Origin of the sequence: Chryseobacterium sp. NRRL B-14798 (assembly GCF_050470705.1) — a bacterium.
GTDB classification, from domain to species: domain Bacteria; phylum Bacteroidota; class Bacteroidia; order Flavobacteriales; family Weeksellaceae; genus Chryseobacterium; species Chryseobacterium cupriresistens.
In genome coordinates, this window is record NZ_JBFLUL010000005.1 from 63,166 (window position 1) to 78,379 (window position 15,214).

At 35.5% G+C, this 15,214-nt stretch carries 18 protein-coding genes; 6 read left to right on the plus strand and 12 right to left on the minus strand.

What is annotated here, in order from left to right; genetic code table 11:
• Window positions 1-12 precede the first annotated feature (12 nt).
• Together AB1278_RS00715 and AB1278_RS00720 are read right to left on the minus strand one after the other, a co-directional pair.
• Window positions 13-717, minus strand: a complete 705-nt coding sequence (locus AB1278_RS00715) for a MotA/TolQ/ExbB proton channel family protein (RefSeq protein WP_202842082.1) — start codon at window positions 715-717, stop codon at window positions 13-15.
• A 169-nt stretch (window positions 718-886) separates the two neighbouring features.
• On the minus strand, window positions 887-1,348 hold the full coding sequence (locus AB1278_RS00720) for a hypothetical protein (protein WP_110009008.1): 462 nt from the start codon (window positions 1,346-1,348) through the stop codon (window positions 887-889).
• Between the two features lie 168 nt (window positions 1,349-1,516).
• Between AB1278_RS00720 and AB1278_RS00725 the strand changes: the two genes are divergently transcribed.
• From AB1278_RS00725 to AB1278_RS00745, 5 genes are read left to right on the plus strand one after another with little or no spacing between them, the layout of a single operon-like run.
• Entirely contained in the window at window positions 1,517-3,313 is a 1,797-nt protein-coding gene (locus AB1278_RS00725) for a DUF885 domain-containing protein (protein ID WP_202842084.1), read from the plus strand.
• Between the two features lie 6 nt (window positions 3,314-3,319).
• On the plus strand, window positions 3,320-3,877 hold the full coding sequence (locus tag AB1278_RS00730) for a hypothetical protein (protein ID WP_146207829.1): 558 nt from the start codon (window positions 3,320-3,322) through the stop codon (window positions 3,875-3,877).
• 8 nt (window positions 3,878-3,885) lie between these two features.
• Window positions 3,886-4,332, plus strand: coding sequence for a DinB family protein (locus tag AB1278_RS00735; RefSeq protein WP_110009005.1), 447 nt, complete (start codon window positions 3,886-3,888; stop codon window positions 4,330-4,332).
• Window positions 4,333-4,384: 52 nt separating this feature from the next.
• A complete protein-coding gene (locus tag AB1278_RS00740) occupies window positions 4,385-4,987 on the plus strand; it encodes a hypothetical protein (protein ID WP_202842086.1) in 603 nt (200 codons plus the stop codon).
• Entirely contained in the window at window positions 4,977-5,663 is a 687-nt protein-coding gene (locus tag AB1278_RS00745; protein WP_202842088.1) for a glycosyl transferase, read from the plus strand. Before AB1278_RS00740 ends, AB1278_RS00745 begins: the two co-directional genes overlap by 11 nt.
• Window positions 5,664-5,899: 236 nt before the next feature.
• On the opposite strand, the gene AB1278_RS00750 is transcribed toward AB1278_RS00745, so the two are convergent.
• The 5 genes from AB1278_RS00750 to AB1278_RS00770 form a co-directional block, all read right to left on the minus strand.
• A complete protein-coding gene (locus tag AB1278_RS00750; protein WP_202842090.1) occupies window positions 5,900-6,730 on the minus strand; it encodes a DUF6625 family protein in 831 nt (276 codons plus the stop codon).
• Window positions 6,731-6,796: 66 nt separating this feature from the next.
• Window positions 6,797-6,979 (minus strand): TIGR04149 family rSAM-modified RiPP, encoded by a 183-nt coding sequence (locus AB1278_RS00755; RefSeq protein ID WP_110009001.1) that lies wholly within the window; start codon window positions 6,977-6,979, stop codon window positions 6,797-6,799.
• A gap of 81 nt (window positions 6,980-7,060) precedes the next feature.
• Window positions 7,061-8,677 carry a vitamin K epoxide reductase family protein gene (locus AB1278_RS00760; protein ID WP_202842092.1) on the minus strand — a complete coding sequence of 539 codons (1,617 nt, stop codon included), beginning with the start codon at window positions 8,675-8,677 and terminating at the stop codon, window positions 7,061-7,063.
• A 22-nt stretch (window positions 8,678-8,699) separates the two neighbouring features.
• Window positions 8,700-9,473, minus strand: coding sequence for a GLPGLI family protein (locus AB1278_RS00765; RefSeq protein ID WP_202842094.1), 774 nt, complete (start codon window positions 9,471-9,473; stop codon window positions 8,700-8,702).
• Window positions 9,474-9,780: 307 nt separating this feature from the next.
• Window positions 9,781-10,401 (minus strand): endonuclease III domain-containing protein, encoded by a 621-nt coding sequence (locus AB1278_RS00770; protein ID WP_110008998.1) that lies wholly within the window; start codon window positions 10,399-10,401, stop codon window positions 9,781-9,783.
• A 33-nt stretch (window positions 10,402-10,434) separates the two neighbouring features.
• Here AB1278_RS00770 and bcp point away from each other — a divergent pair, with 33 nt between their 5' ends.
• The gene (gene bcp / locus AB1278_RS00775; RefSeq protein ID WP_137904532.1) at window positions 10,435-10,884 is read left to right on the plus strand and encodes a thioredoxin-dependent thiol peroxidase; all 450 of its coding nucleotides are present in this window, start codon (window positions 10,435-10,437) and stop codon (window positions 10,882-10,884) included.
• 89 nt (window positions 10,885-10,973) lie between these two features.
• On the opposite strand, the gene AB1278_RS00780 is transcribed toward bcp, so the two are convergent.
• Genes AB1278_RS00780 through AB1278_RS00800 form a run of 5 tightly spaced genes read right to left on the minus strand, consistent with a single transcriptional unit; the run spans window position 10,974 to window position 15,169 of the window.
• Entirely contained in the window at window positions 10,974-11,507 is a 534-nt protein-coding gene (locus AB1278_RS00780) for a GNAT family N-acetyltransferase (protein WP_110008996.1), read from the minus strand.
• Complete coding sequence (locus AB1278_RS00785) at window positions 11,476-12,138, minus strand: hypothetical protein (protein WP_343643501.1); 663 nt, start codon at window positions 12,136-12,138, stop codon at window positions 11,476-11,478. Before AB1278_RS00785 ends, AB1278_RS00780 begins: the two co-directional genes overlap by 32 nt.
• Before the next feature lie 31 nt (window positions 12,139-12,169).
• A complete protein-coding gene (locus AB1278_RS00790; protein ID WP_238349672.1) occupies window positions 12,170-13,252 on the minus strand; it encodes a mannose-1-phosphate guanylyltransferase in 1,083 nt (360 codons plus the stop codon).
• A gap of 2 nt (window positions 13,253-13,254) precedes the next feature.
• A complete protein-coding gene (locus AB1278_RS00795) occupies window positions 13,255-13,845 on the minus strand; it encodes a SprT-like domain-containing protein (RefSeq protein WP_202842101.1) in 591 nt (196 codons plus the stop codon).
• Window position 13,846: 1 nt separating this feature from the next.
• The gene (locus AB1278_RS00800; RefSeq protein ID WP_330744787.1) at window positions 13,847-15,169 is read right to left on the minus strand and encodes a TolC family protein; all 1,323 of its coding nucleotides are present in this window, start codon (window positions 15,167-15,169) and stop codon (window positions 13,847-13,849) included.
• Window positions 15,170-15,214 lie beyond the last annotated feature (45 nt).

A 15,214-nucleotide genomic window follows, 5' to 3' on the forward strand; every position in this document is an offset into this window, starting at 1 on the left:
CGTAAGAAAGATTTATAAAGGTTTGTTGATAAGGTCTAAAAATTCTCCTGACATATTCTGGGCTTTCAGGACAAATTTATCAATTCTTGTCAGTAGAATATTATAACAGAAGTTGGCGGGAATCGCTACAGCCAAACCTACAGCGGTCTGCCCTAAAGCGGTATAAATACCTTCTGAAAGTGTTTTCGGAGAGAATGATCCTGTTGCGTGAGATAGATTAAAGAAAGCAATAATCATCCCGATTACTGTTCCGAGAAGTCCCAGCATTGGTGCGATACTCGGTACGACAGCCAAAAGGTTCAGGTTTTTTTCCATATTGGCAACCTCTACCTGCGCCTGTGATTCCATAGCACTTACAATATCAGAAACGGGACGTCCTAATCTTGAAATTCCTTTTTCTAAAATTCTTCCTTCCGGAGAGTTCTGGGTTTTGCAGTAATCTGCTGCTGCCTCTATTTTTCCGGCCTTGATGAAGTCTTCGATATTGTTCATGAAGTTGGAATCTGTTTTTGATGTCAGCCTTTTGATAAAGAAAAACCTTTCAAAAAACAGGTATAGAGAAAACACTCCCAATAGTAATACAGTGACCATCACTATTTTAGCGAAAGCTCCTCCATGGAACATAATTTTCCAGAATGAGAACTCCAAGTTGTCTGCAGCAACTGCAGGGGTATTGATTTGTGCGAATAAAATCTGAGAAAGTTCCGTTAACAGCATTAAATGTAAATTTTATTAAATTTCAACGACAAATGTAGGAGAATATTATGAATTGAACTCTTAAAAATTGCTTAAAAACAACTTAAAATTTGTTACAGTTTTACAAACAGCAAATTTCTTTCCAAAAATAATTTGAAAAGAAATGTACAGTTAAAAAGGCAGAAGCTCGTTAGTCTTCTTCTACCTCAATATCATCTTGTTTAAATTCGCATTTTAATCTAAAAGGGATCGGTGTATCTGATCCGGTATAGAAATCATCAATAGTTCCTTTCCAGATAACCTGAAGCTCTCCTTCTTCGTTTTTTTCAAAAAGAAGCTCATTATCATAGATATAGGCATCTTCGTCATCAAAAAGGTCTACTTCTGTATAGGTTTCTTCATCAGAGTCATTGATGATGATGGTCTTCCCTTCTATTTCCGCCGATTCGATAGGAAAATCAAAAACTTCAAGTGAAAGCTGCGGAAAGTTGTACTGTAATGAATCATCGTCCACGTGATCCAAACTGTCATCCGTAATCACTTCAACCTCTAAAAAATGTTGCTGGTTGCTGTAAACGGCCTTACAATAAGTATTTCTGATATTGTATTTTAGCGTTTCGTCCGGATGGTAAATTTTTAAAATCCCTTTCATTTTTTCTTAAAAAAGAACTGTAATAATATGATTGTTAAACGTTTTAGACAAAGATAAAAAATTGATTCAAAGTTAAAAGGATTTTGAAAATAATTTTTTAAAATCAATGCATTCAATAAGCATGAATATCCCAATAATACTTACTTTTGTTTTCATAAAGATTGTGAGATGAAAAACATTTTATCAAAAAGTATTCTGGGATTAGGGTTGATGATTGGTCTTGCTTCCTGCAAAAAATCGGATTCTCCCCTTACAAAAGTGACACCCAGCAACCTGGATTCTATCGCTTCGAACTATTATGAGCAATATCTTAAGTTATATCCTTTAGATGCTACAGCACAGGGAGATACAAGATATAACGACCAGCTTCCGATTAATATTGATAAAGATTTTATCTCAGGAGAAGTAACATTCTACAATTCTGTACAGAAACAGCTGGAACATGTAGATTACAAAAGTCTTTCTGATGAGGATAAAGTGGTATATGATGTATTGGATTATACTTTAAAAGATAAAATTGAGGGCTATGCCTATCATCCGGAATATATTCCTTTCACTCAGTTTGGAGGGCTGCCGCTTACTTTTCCATTGTATGGAAGCGGACAGGGCAATCAGCCTTTTAAAACAGAAAAAGACTACAGCGACTGGCTGAAAAGAATGGAAAAATTTCCGGAGTGGATGAATGCAGCTGCGGACAACTTCCGTGAGGGAATCAACAATAAAATAGTGCTTCCTAAAAAACTGGTTGTCAAAATGATTCCTCAGATGAGAGCAGAGGAAATCACTACTTCCGATATGGAAAAGAATATTTTCTACGGACCTATTAAAAATTTCCCTAAAAACTTTACAGAGGCTCAGAAAGAAAAATTCTCAGCACTTTACAAAGATGCTATTACAAAAAAAATCATCCCGGCTTATACTAAAATGGGAACATTTTTAGAAAAAGAATACCTGCCAAAAGCAAGAGATACAGACGGATACAACAGCCTTCCTAACGGCAATGAAATCTACAACTATTATGTAAAAAGCTGGACTACCACAAAGAAATCACCTGAAGAGATCAATAAGATCGGGCTTCAACAGGTTGCAATGCTTCGCGCAGAAATGGAGAAAGTAAAACATCAGGTAGGCTTTACCGGATCTCTGGAAGAATTTATCACTTTTGTTAAGACGGATCCAAAGGCAATGACTTTTAAAACATCTAAGGAAGTTTTAAATGCATTCAACGGGATCTTAACGAAAATTACACCGAAGCTGAAAACAATGTTTAATGTAACGCCAAAAACAAAGTTTGAGATCAGACAGACGGAGAAATTCAGGGAAGCAAGTGCCAGCGCAGAATATATGCCGGGAACTCCGGATGGAAAAAGAGCAGGTATATTTTATGTTCCGCTTCCTGATCCTACCAAATTTAATGTTACTTCGGGAATGGAATCTCTTTTCCTTCATGAGGCGATTCCGGGGCATCACTATCAGGTTTCTCTTCAACAGGAAAATACAAGGCTTCCTAAATTCATGAGATTCGGATGGTTGGGAGCATATGGTGAAGGATGGGCTCATTATTGTGAAACATTAGGCCCTGAATTCGGTTTATATACTGATCCTTACCAGAAAATGGGATATTTAAGCGATCAGATGCTGAGAGCGGTAAGACTTGTAGTAGATACGGGACTTCATACCGGAAAAATGTCAAGAGAAGAAGCGATCAGATATTTCTTAAGCAACATTTCTTATGATGAAGCATCGGCCACTGCAGAAGTAGAAAGATATATGGCGATGCCGGGTCAGGCCTTAGGCTACAAAATAGGGTCTTTAAGAATCCGTGAGCTGAGAGAAAAATATCAGAAAGAACTGGGAAACAAATTCAATCTGGCAAGCTTCCATGATGAAGTTTTAAGCCAGGGATGTCTTCCGCTGGACGTTCTGAACAGAAAAATGGAGCTTTGGGCTCAAAAACAAAAATAGTTTCATATGAAACTATTTTTGTTTTTTTCAGGTATTTTATTGATGGCTTTGAGTTGTCAAAAAGAGCAGAATTTTGGAAATTTTACTGTTGATAGTAGCTTACCTAACCATGATAGTATTCTAGTTCTCTCAAAATATCCGGAACTGAAGCTTTATAATAGTGAAGTTGTTGAAAGCAAAACAAGAACAGCACATATTGTTCAAACTGCAAGTTATTCGGATGGCTTTCGTAAGGGAACGTTTTTATTCAATGATTATAAATGTAAAGCTCAATACCTGAATGACTCTCTTACTATCAAATTGAATAACAATAATGGATATTTTGGAAATGGTATTTTGATTAAAGTTTTTAATAATCAATTTTACATCAGAGATATTGATCCTAAAACCTTAAAAAAGGAAGAAAAATTCATAAAATCTGAAGTTTACAGTCAAAAATTAGTTCTTAACAGCCATAAATTCGCCACAAATGACAGCATATATGGTTTTATAGATTACAAATGCAATATTGACAGTTTGGTTGACAAACACTTTAAAGGATATTTTAAAACTATAATACAATAATAACTGGTATGATCACAGAAAGTCTAAGATCTCTTTACAACAGAGATTTAAATAAGTTAAAAACGGAACTGGAAGCCTATCAAAGCGAAGAAAATCTTTGGAAAACGGATAAAAACATTGCCAACTCTGCGGGTAACCTTGCCCTTCATCTGGTCGGAAATCTTAATCATTTTATCGGAACACACCTTGGAAACACAGGATACGTAAGACAGCGTGACCTTGAATTTTCGTCAAAGGATATTCCCAAAGCGGAACTTATTGAAAAGGTGAAAGCCACTGCGGCAATGATAGATTCGGTACTTTCCCAATTGTCCGATGAAGACCTGAAAAAAGAATATCCATTGGTTGTTTTTGAAAGTGCCATGACAACCGATTATTTTCTGATCCATCTGCTTGCTCATCTGGACTATCATCTGGGGCAGGTTAATTATCACAGAAGGCTGTTGGACATTTAATCTGATTTATTTATTTTTATTAAAACTAATTTATCCTGAAAACCCAATCATTATGAAGAAAATATTTGTTTTATCTTCAAATCCTGAAAAATTTTCTGGTGCCTTAGAACATTATACAGAGAGAAATTTTACACCTGAATTTATTGTCACAGATGAACATTTAAGTTTCACAGAAGGAATACAAAAGGTAATAAAAGAAAGTGATGATGAAGACTATATCATTATTTCAACCTCTCAACATCGGTTTTGTCCTAGTTTTTCACAAGATCATCTTGAAAAATGTATTGAAAAGGTAAAAAGACTTGACGGTAATTTATTGCTTGGAGGTCTCCTAAGCTTTGAAAAAGTGATCGAAGTTTCTGATCATATATTCTGGGTTGATGGTTTCAAGGGATCACAGTTCATGATTATTTTCAAAAAAACATATTCTCTTTTCTTGCAAAGGAATTTCAATACTAAGCTGCCTCTTGATGTTTTTTTATCATCACATCTGGAAGACGTCTTTGTAATACATCCATTCATTTCTCAGTTTGAAGATGACGGAAACCTTCAATCATTCGAAAACACCACTGATTTTCAATATATATATGACAATCCGGAAGTTTTTCTTGATGAACTTTCCCAAATAAAAAAATACTACAGCTATGAGCCATAATAACTTTTCAGAAATTATGATCCCCACTTACATTATCAATCTGAAACATAGAGAAGACAGAAGGGAAAGTGTGTTAAAAGAGTTTGAAGGCAGACCGGAATTTGGCTGCCAAATTGTAGAGGCATGTATGCATGAGAAAGGGAATGTAGGCCTCTGGGAAAGCATAAAAAAAACGGTATCTCTTGCTATTGAAAACGAAGATGATGTGATTATCATTGTAGAAGATGACCATGTTTTTACGGAACATTATGAAAGAGATGCGTTTATAAATAATATTATACAATCTAATGAGCAGGGTGCTGATATTCTGGCCGGAGGCATTGGAGGAGGCTTTAGATTTGTTGTTCCTATTACAGAAAACAGGTTTTGGATCAATCATTTCTGGTGTACCCAGTTTATGGTGGTATACAGTCGTTTTTTTGATCATATACTCAATGCAGACTTTGGCCCGGAAGACACTGCAGATAACTTTTTATCACAACTGTCAGCTCATAAAATGGTATTATATCCTTTTGTCTCCGTTCAGAAAGATTTCGGATATTCTGATATTACTGCAGAGAATAATATTAATGGAAATATTGAACATTATTTTAAAACAGCAGATCTTGCCCTTGGTATCTATCAAAAAAAGTACAAACAATTGGTTTTAAATAATAAAAAAGAGAGAACAATATAAGGTTCTCTCTTTTTCTTTTCATAAAATGATTAGCAACAGATCACTCCTGAAGGTCCACAATAAGCCTCCATACTCCCATGGACTAGACACATCACTGCCTGGCAGTTACATGATGTTGGGCCCGATCCTGCTTTAATAACTCTCATTTCCTTTCTGCTCATGTTATTCTTTATAACATTCATGCTCATTTTTTGTAATTTTTTCATGCTATTATTTTTTAATTAGTAGTACAGTAATTACCAATAAATTCTAGTGGGGCTTACATTATACCTGTTGGGGATTTTTGCAGGTACTTTTTCGGGGTTGTATACTTTTTTAAGCCAAAACATATGAAACATAATTGCCTCATATTTGTTTTTATAAATAACTTTTCCATTATCAAATTTTACTCTCCCCGTATAGCCCTCCATAAGAATAAAATCAAAATGAGTTCTGAGAATTCCTTCTCTTTCAGCATTTTTCATGATATGGGTAAAACTTTCAATTTCTGTTTCAATTTCGAAAATAGGAATACCTTCTGCTAGATCGTCCCAAACAAAATTACATTCATCAAAACAGAAGTGATCCGGCATAGAAAATACCTTTTTATAGTCTTTACTTCTTTTAAAGAATGTATTCATCAGTTCATTATTCCTGTACAGACCAAAGCATCCGGTGGTATAATCATCTCTTACACTGATATAATCATAGCTATCGAGAAATTCATTGGTAAAAAAAGCTCTTATATCTCCGTAAATAAGATCGAGATCACAGTGCCCCCAGAAATCATATCCTTCTATAAGTTCCGGAAACATAAAAGCATACGCAGGCTTAAAATCACACAGCTTATAAGGATAATCTATGTTGATTGGAAACCCAAGTTTATCAGATGTATCGCAGATGATATCTTTCAGATTTTTATGGACTATTTTTACATTTGAGGGTAAGTTTTTTACCTCCTCTGTATTATCAGTTATAATCACAAAATCTACACTTGGATTAAAAGCACAAGAATGCAGATAATAGGGCATATACCATGGATATTTACCATACCAGCATGTAATTAAAACTAAACTTGGTGTATTCATAGGTTAAAAAAATTCTGTAATTGCAGAATTGCAATTACAGAAAAAATATAAGTTATTTTTGATTGATTAGCAGCATTTTGCTGGCCATCCACCGCCACATATAGCTCTCATACCATTCATATAGCAGTACTGTGAGTTACAGTTACAAGTTCCTGGCTCACCTCCTGAACCCGCTTTAATAACTCTCATTTCGTTTCTGCTCATTTCGTTTTTCATAGCATTTAAGCTCAGCTTTTGTAATTTTTTCATAGAAATTTGTTTTAATTTGTTTGCCTACTCTTTAGATTTTCGGCTTCCTCTTTGTATAATTATTATAATAATTTTCTTCTTTTATCTGTATTCAACCTCCAATTCCTTTACAGAATCATGCTGTTCATTCCATTCGTCCTCAATAAGATCCGGCATAAATACTTCTATATACTTTTTATTAAGTCTTACAGGATATGCATAGTCGTTGATAAAGTAATGTGGTGTGAAAAACAGGTTATTCTGTAAATTTTCATAAGAAACAGAAACCAGTTTATTCAGTAGAAAGGTTCTGTTATCAAGAGTTGTACTATATTTTTTCAACCATTTCTCTGCCTGTCTGTGACTATACCAGTCATGAAGAGCTTCAATAAATTTGCCTTCGCCTTTTGTTTGATAAATGTTCAGGAGCTGGATCAACATCTCTTCTACTTCAGCAGTTACGACTCCTGTCATATTAAATCTGATTTTGATGTTGACCTGATTTTTATATTGGTTGTAAATTCTCTGCAAGAAATCATGCGCTTCTCTACAGTATCCGCACAAAGGGCTTGTAATAAAAGTAATTGTAACAGGAGCATTTGGATTTCCCAGCAGGATTGGCTCAGCTTTTAAAACAAGAGGTTCTGTGCTTGTAAGAATATTTTTAAAGTAAGGATAATGCCTTATATATCTTGAGTCAAACTCCGCATCCTTTTTCAGCACTGCATAGGTTATCAAAGCTTTTTTAATAAAAATATAGGTTCCGGAAAAAGCGATCACTACTGATGACAAAAGCAAAACTGTTAGGAGGTCAAGATGTACATTATTCAGTATCTCCGTCATGTTAAATGACAAATAGATAAGCTGTGCATAGATTACTCCTATAATACTCAAACATATTGGACACCACTTCTTTTCTACTTTCATCTGAAAATAAACAGAATATAATGTAAATGGTATACATCCCAGCAGTGAAAAACCAATTAAAAAATAATAATTATTGATAAGCTCCTTATTAAAAACAAGCAGTGAAAAAAGCTGAATCCCAAAAAGAAAAACACTTAGATCACTCAATTTGAACCCTGCAATTTTTCCTTTTTCAGAGTTGATAATCTGGCTGCAGCTTGACTTCTCATTTCCATCACAAAACTGCGCAGAAAAACCAGACTCCAGCCCCAGCTCTGTTTTTATAGCTTCAAAGGCTAAAAGCAACCCCACCATTGTAATCGCACCGAAACCACTTATAAACCAGCCTCCGATAAAATACAACACTACAAATACTGCACAAAAGATGAATGCTGGCAGGAGTTTATTGTAAAAGACATTAGACGGTTTTGTGATTTCTCCGTTATTTTCAGCGGCCAGTACCGCACCAGTCCACAAACTCTCCATTTCAGGAATGGAGATAGTCTTCTGCACACCCTCATGATCTGTATATAAAACCGATTGCTCCTTTTTTTCAATATATGATAAAATCAAATGCCCGTTTCCTATATCTAATATGGTTAGAAATGTTTCCGGTAAATGATCAAAATCCTGAAAATCAATCGTAAAGGCACCATTTGGAATACCAAAAAAACCAAGAGCATCACTAAAAGCCAGAAGACTAGGTGTCTCCGGATGCGATTCTACCTGATAGATGTAATCATTCTTATCAATTTTTACATCAATCGATTTCAGATATAAAAAAACAGCGTTAATTTCTTTTCTTAATTCCATGGTTATAGTTGAATTGTTGATACTATCTTTCGATGGTATTATCGTTTTCCCGGTGATATTTTTTTATTGATTCGGCCTGTTGATTCATCTTATTCATGATTTCCAGACTTTTACTAACATCTGCCATACTTTGCATCAAAACAGGCAAGGGATCATTTATGAAGTTTTCTTTATTTTTAATGTAGGCTTCTTTTGACATCAAACTCTCATCCATTACTGATTCTGTTTGCAATGTAGACCGGACATTTTTTTTACTGCCTTTCAATTTCCATTGATATTCATTATTAGCATCTTTCAGCTCTATAATCAACCCTGGAAGCCCCATAAAAACATAAGGACCATCAAAAACCGGAATATCCTGAGTAAACCATGCTATCCAATGTCTTCCTCCATAATTGGCTTCTGCTTTTTGTACTTGAAAAGTCCCGGTATTTTTTTTTTCCGGTAAAAGCTTCCAATGAAGATCAGGATATTCTTTATAGGAAATAACACCTATAAATAAATCATCTTTCAGAATAACTGATGAATTACCAAGATCTTTTATTACCTTAAAATTCATTGTTCCTAACGATAAAACTGGGGATTGTGTTGTGAAAAGAGAATCAGATTCCCACTTTTCTTTTCGAATGAATACAGACCTTTTATCAAGACTGTCCAGATAGAATATGTCGGTCTTTATCGTCTTATTTTTGGTAGAGGGTTTATAGGTAAGTTCATAATAAAACCGATGAACCTGCCCTTTACAGGCACAGGAATATAAAACTATAAAAAAAACGAAAAGGTTAATTTTTTTCATTTTGATCTTCATGGTACTGAGCCAAATATATCTCTTTTTATGGAAATACAATACTTCTGTAACAATTTACAGTAAAGAAAATTACGAAAAAGAAAACTATTGTCTCTAAATGATATTATAAATCAAGCAGATAAAGTTTTCTTTATGAAATAAAAGAATTATCGTGAAATTTTACAAATATCCTTTATTGGTGAAAAAAAAATTTAGAATTTAAATTATGAGATAAAAAAAAACACTATAAAATAGTGCTCTTCTTGTTCTATTTGTAACTGAAAATAGTTCTTAAAATCCTAAATAATGTTAAATTCTATTTTTCAAATAACATTTTTGTAATAAAATCTTTCTCTCCTTTTCCTCTTGCCGGAGAATATTCTCTTCCGTAGAAAATAATCTGAAGGTGAAGTTTATTCCATACTTCTTCAGGGAATAATTTCTTGGCATCGCGCTCTGTTTCCACCACGTTTTTTCCTGAGGTAAGTTTCCACTGTGTCATCAGACGATGAATGTGGGTATCTACCGGAAAAGCAGGAAATCCGAAACCCTGGCTCATCACCACTGAAGCAGTTTTATGCCCTACGCCCGGAAGGGCTTCCAATTCTTCATAAGTTTGCGGAACGATACCATTATGACGTTCCAGCAGAAGTTCTGCCATTCTTTTAAGGTTTTTGGCTTTGGTATTGGAAAGTCCGATTTCTTTGATGAGTTCTTTGATTTCAAATTCTTCCAGCCTGGCCATTCTTTGTGGAGTTCCTGCCACGGCAAAAAGATCAGGCGTAACCTGGTTAACTTTTTTATCTGTGGTCTGCGCGGAAAGCGCTACGGCCACCATTAATGTATACGGATCGGTGTGATCTAACGGAATAGGTGTAGTCGGATATAATTTATCCAGTTCTATCTGAACGAGCTCAGCTCTTTGTTTTTTTGTCATGTAACCCTTAAATTTGAACAAAATTAAATCATTATGCTGAAAGTTGGAGATAAATTACCTGAATTTGAAGGATTCAATCAAGACGGAGAAACGGTAACCTCATCAAAGTTAATAGGAAAAAAACTGGTGGTTTTCTTCTACCCGCAAGCGAATACCCCAACGTGTACCGTGGAAGCCTGCAATCTGAGTGATAATTATTCCAAGCTTGAAAAAGCAGGATATCAGTTACTGGGAGTAAGTGGTGACAGTGTAAAGAAACAGAAGAACTTTCACAGTAAATTTGCATTTCCTTATGATCTTATTGCTGATGAAAACCGAGATATCATTGAAAAATTCGGGGTCTGGCAGGAGAAAAAAACGTTTGGAAAAACGTATATGGGAATTGTAAGAACGACTTTTATTTTCGATGAAAATGGTGTCTGTACAAGAGTGATTGAAAAAGTAACGTCAAAGACTGCTGCTGAGCAGATTCTGGAAGGATAATTCTTTTTGAAACACAAATATCACAAATGCTTTCACAAATAACACGATTTACGATCTATACGTTATTTGTGAAAGCATTTTTAGAAGTTTTATTCGGTTTCGTAATAGTTGAGTTCTTCGGTTTCGCCTGGAAGTATGACGTGTTTTTTAAACCTCAACCCTAATTTTTCGATCAGTTTTTGGGAAGAAATATTATCCTTTGAAATAATGGCTGATATTTTTGTTAATCCGAAATCATCCATTCCAATAGACTTCACTTTCTGAGCTGCTTCGTAGGCATATCCCCTACCTTCGAACTCTTCCAGCAGAGAATATCCTATATCCACGATATCAAGACCTTCTCTTTCGAAGATTCCTACTGCCCCTACTTTTTCATTGCCTTCTTTGGTTATTAAAAGATAGTTTCCAAATCCAAGTCTTTCAATCTGGGGAGCAAATCTGTTGAGAATATAATTTTCGGCATCTTCAACAGAATTAACATTGCGGTTGCCGATATGTTGAATGAATTTTGGCCTGTTATAAAGGTCAAAGACGAAATCTTTATCTTCACGGGACATGGGACGAAGGATTAATCGCTCAGTCTCATAGATATTATCTGCGTTTGGGTGTTTTTTTAGACTCATCTATCTTGGGTTCTTCTTTTTTTTCGATTTTCAACAATCTTGGGTTATTAGCACATTTTTTATTGTAAAGCTCAATATATGTTCCATTGTCTTTTACATTGCTTACAGTACCTGTAGATTTATTTACAGTGACTGTATAATGTGTTTTCTGGTAAGGACATTCCTTTGAGGTCAGTTTTCCAAGATCCAGATAGTAATTCGATTGATCTTCATGGTAATTGCCGGCAAGATCCTTGAATTCCTCATCCACCATATATCCCTCAGCAGCTAATACAACCGCAGCCTCCTGAGCATTATCAATTCTGTCAACAAACTTCTTCAATCCCACTACATCTGTTACATAATTTACTTTACCTCCTTCTGAGTAAGCAATATAATAAAAGCTGTCTTCACTAGGGAAAAGATTGAATCCTGAGAACTGAGGAGTGTAATTTACCTTACCCGAAGTCTTTATTTCTTCACCTTTACCGTAGCTGTTGTATATCAGCACCCACGAGTCTACTCTGCTTCCTGGGTTGATCTGCTGCAAAACAGAAGGTATATTTGAAAACTTTTTCTTCTCCTGAGAATATCCTAAGATTCCCAGAAGTAAAAATGTAAGAATTGTAAATCGGGTTGCAGTGTTACTCATAATTTAAAAATCAGCAGAAATATACCAAATATTACATGAACTTCTCGCCTTTCTTAAAGTTTTTCAGATCAAGAACATAGTCTTTAATGAGCTGGTCATTATCACGCGGACAGATCAGAAGTGCCTTATCTGTATCTACAACAATATAGTTTTCAAGACCATCAATGATTACGGCCTTGTTATTATTCTTTAAACGGATGATATTTCCTTTTGAATTATAAGCAAGTAAATGTTTCAGTTTTACCGCGTTTCCGTCTTTATCTTTTTCTGTATTTTCATATACGGAAGTCCATGTTCCAAGATCGCTCCATCCCAAATCTGATGGAATCACATAAACATTCTTTGCTTTTTCTAAAATTCCGTTATCAATAGAAATCTTCTGAACCTTCGGATAAATGGTTTCAATACAGCTATTTTCTTTTTCTGAGTTGTACTCACAAGCCATAAAATGCTGCATCATTTCTGGAAGATAAAGATCAAAGGCATGATGGATACTTTTCACATTCCATACAAAAATTCCTGCATTCCAAAGGAAATCACCGCTTTCCAGAAAGCTTTGGGCAATTTCAAGGATAGGCTTTTCTGTGAATGTTTTCACTTTAAAATATTCCGAACCCTTTTTTTCTACAAACTGAATATATCCGTATCCGGTATCAGGCCTTGTAGGGGTAATCCCTAATGTTACCAGATAATCATTTTTTGAAGCCAGCTCAAATGCCAGCTCCACTTTCTCCAAAAATACATCTTCTTTAAGGATCAGATGATCTGCCGGCAATACAATCATCGTTGCATCCGGATTAATCTCAGCAATTTTGTTGGCCATATACAGATTACAAGCGGCTGTATTCTTCATCAAGGGCTCGCCCACAATATTCTCTTCAGGAATTTCCGGAAGCTGCTGATGGGAAACAGGAACATACTCTTTATTCGTAATCACGAATATCTGCTCTTTAGGAATTACCTTGCTGATTCTGTCATAGGTCTGCTGAATCATAGTGCGCCCGGTTCCTAAAATATCCTGAAACTGTTTTGGAAATTTTTGCGTACTCATCGGCCAGAACCGGCTCCCGATTCCTCCCGCCATTATAACGCAATATCTATCTGATTTTAACATTATTAGCTACATTTTTCTACCCTCGCTAAAGGCTTGAAAGAATACTTCCTTCCAGTAGCCAGGTTCTTACAAAGATAGTTTTTTTTAACCAGACCTTCTAATAAATACTTTTCGTTGCGATAGATAAAGAATTCTCCCTTTTTAAGCTCCTCGATAAAATGAAGACTATCATCCTGTTTCTCAGTATGAAAATATCTTACCAGATCAGGGCTTGCCATGAAATTGGCTTTAGGCGATTTTGAAAATTTTATAATGATAGGTTTGAGCTCTTCATCATATATTTCAAGGCTTTCCAGAAGCATATTTCTAAAAGTTTCTTTCCATTCGTTGCCGTGGGGCGAAATTCTCCGTCCATATTTTTCGAAAGCAATCAGATGTGCGAGCTCGTGAGTGAGCACAAAGAAAAAAAGTTGTGGGGTAAGGGTTGAATTTACCGTAATTTCATGCGAATTGTCCGGAAGTTTTCTGTAATCTCCCAGTTTTGAATTTCTGTTTCTTGTAACTTTTATATGTATATAGTAATCTGCAAACCAGATTCTTAAATATTTAAGTGTATTTTGAGGTAAGTATTTTTCTAATGATTGAATTGGCATTTTACAAACTTAATGGAATTCCTGCATAGAAATTCAATAGTTTAAGACTAAAAAGATAATTATATTTTGCCTGCGCTACTGATCCCTGTGCATTTGCATAATTATTTCTCGCCACATTGACGTCGTAGATGGTGGTTCTTCCGGCAGCATAACTTTTATCGGCAAAATCAAGAGCCAGTTTTGAGCTTTTTTCAGCTTCCACTGCAGCCAGATAGGTTTCATAATTGGCATCAGCATCAAACTGAGCTTTCTGAACATTTTGTCTTACCGTCTGTTTCTGTTGTTCTAGTGTATTTCTGGCTATACTCTCATTGACCTTAGACTGTTCTACCTGAAGTTTTGTTTTTCCTTTATTGAAGATAGGAATATTCAATGATAATCCAACATTTTGCCCGAACTGATCTTTATATTGTTCAAAAAAAGTTCCCTGCACAGTACCTGGCATAGGATCAAACTGCCTGTTATAGAAAGTGTTAAGACCCGCACTTGCCGTTAACGTTGGCCAGAATGCTGTTTTGGTTACTTCAGTTTGTGCTTCGGCAGATCTTATCCTGCTTTCGGCTGCTTTGATCTGAGGTTGTATCTCATACGCCGTTGTAAGCACTTCATCCACAGTATTAAGCTGTAAATCAAGTTTTTCCGGAACGTTTACATCTTCCACATCGAAACCTTTGTAATCTGAAAGCTGTAATAGCTGAGCGATGGCAAATAAAGCACGTCCAACATTTACTTCTGCCGTTTTAAGGTTTTGTTTCTCTCTTGCCAGCGCAGCTTCAGCCTCAGCTAGAACCGTCTGGGCAGTTGTCCCAACCTGGGTTGTGATCTTAGCTCTGTCAAACTGTTTCTGGGCATTATCCACAGCACTCTGAGAGATTTTAACAATCTCCTTATTCAACAAGGCTGTCAGATATTGTTGAGCAATCTGAAGAGAGATATCATTTTTAATGGTTTCAATGTCATATTGGCTTGCTTCTACATCAAACTGGGCTTTTCGTACATTTTTCTCTAATCTTCCATTATTATAGAGCAAAATATCGGCTCCCAGACCAACACTGTTATTGAATCTATCGTTTCTAAAACTTCCCGCTCCTAATGACCCTTGCCCGAAACTCACCCCATTCGTCATACTCCCCGATACAGATGGTAAATATTCTTTTTGGGCTGCTTTAAGATTATATTCCTGGTTTTGTTTGTTATACTGATTTTGGATAACCTGAAGATTATGCTCCACTGCATAGCTTACACATTCTTTTAAGGACCATTTCTTCTGAGCGCTTAAACCCAGATAACCTAATCCAAAAACGATGATCCAAACTTTTTTCATATGTATATGTTTATTTGTTTTTAATGGTCATATGGAACCGTGTCA

Excerpts from the sequence above, each read along its gene's own strand:
- AB1278_RS00715 (WP_202842082.1), bottom strand. The coding sequence starts at position 717 with ATGCTGTTAACGGAACTTTCTCAGATTTTATTCGCACAAATCAATACC.
- AB1278_RS00720 (WP_110009008.1), bottom strand. The coding sequence starts at position 1,348 with ATGAAAGGGATTTTAAAAATTTACCATCCGGACGAAACGCTAAAATAC.
- AB1278_RS00725 (WP_202842084.1), top strand. The coding sequence starts at position 1,517 with ATGAAAAACATTTTATCAAAAAGTATTCTGGGATTAGGGTTGATGATT.
- AB1278_RS00730 (WP_146207829.1), top strand. The coding sequence starts at position 3,320 with ATGAAACTATTTTTGTTTTTTTCAGGTATTTTATTGATGGCTTTGAGT.
- AB1278_RS00735 (WP_110009005.1), top strand. The coding sequence starts at position 3,886 with ATGATCACAGAAAGTCTAAGATCTCTTTACAACAGAGATTTAAATAAG.
- AB1278_RS00740 (WP_202842086.1), top strand. The coding sequence starts at position 4,385 with ATGAAGAAAATATTTGTTTTATCTTCAAATCCTGAAAAATTTTCTGGT.
- AB1278_RS00745 (WP_202842088.1), top strand. The coding sequence starts at position 4,977 with ATGAGCCATAATAACTTTTCAGAAATTATGATCCCCACTTACATTATC.
- AB1278_RS00750 (WP_202842090.1), bottom strand. The coding sequence starts at position 6,730 with ATGAATACACCAAGTTTAGTTTTAATTACATGCTGGTATGGTAAATAT.
- AB1278_RS00755 (WP_110009001.1), bottom strand. The coding sequence starts at position 6,979 with ATGAAAAAATTACAAAAGCTGAGCTTAAATGCTATGAAAAACGAAATG.
- AB1278_RS00760 (WP_202842092.1), bottom strand. The coding sequence starts at position 8,677 with ATGGAATTAAGAAAAGAAATTAACGCTGTTTTTTTATATCTGAAATCG.
- AB1278_RS00765 (WP_202842094.1), bottom strand. The coding sequence starts at position 9,473 with ATGAAAAAAATTAACCTTTTCGTTTTTTTTATAGTTTTATATTCCTGT.
- AB1278_RS00770 (WP_110008998.1), bottom strand. The coding sequence starts at position 10,401 with ATGACAAAAAAACAAAGAGCTGAGCTCGTTCAGATAGAACTGGATAAA.
- bcp (WP_137904532.1), top strand. The coding sequence starts at position 10,435 with ATGCTGAAAGTTGGAGATAAATTACCTGAATTTGAAGGATTCAATCAA.
- AB1278_RS00780 (WP_110008996.1), bottom strand. The coding sequence starts at position 11,507 with ATGAGTCTAAAAAAACACCCAAACGCAGATAATATCTATGAGACTGAG.
- AB1278_RS00785 (WP_343643501.1), bottom strand. The coding sequence starts at position 12,138 with ATGAGTAACACTGCAACCCGATTTACAATTCTTACATTTTTACTTCTG.
- AB1278_RS00790 (WP_238349672.1), bottom strand. The coding sequence starts at position 13,252 with ATGTTAAAATCAGATAGATATTGCGTTATAATGGCGGGAGGAATCGGG.
- AB1278_RS00795 (WP_202842101.1), bottom strand. The coding sequence starts at position 13,845 with ATGCCAATTCAATCATTAGAAAAATACTTACCTCAAAATACACTTAAA.
- AB1278_RS00800 (WP_330744787.1), bottom strand. The coding sequence starts at position 15,169 with ATGAAAAAAGTTTGGATCATCGTTTTTGGATTAGGTTATCTGGGTTTA.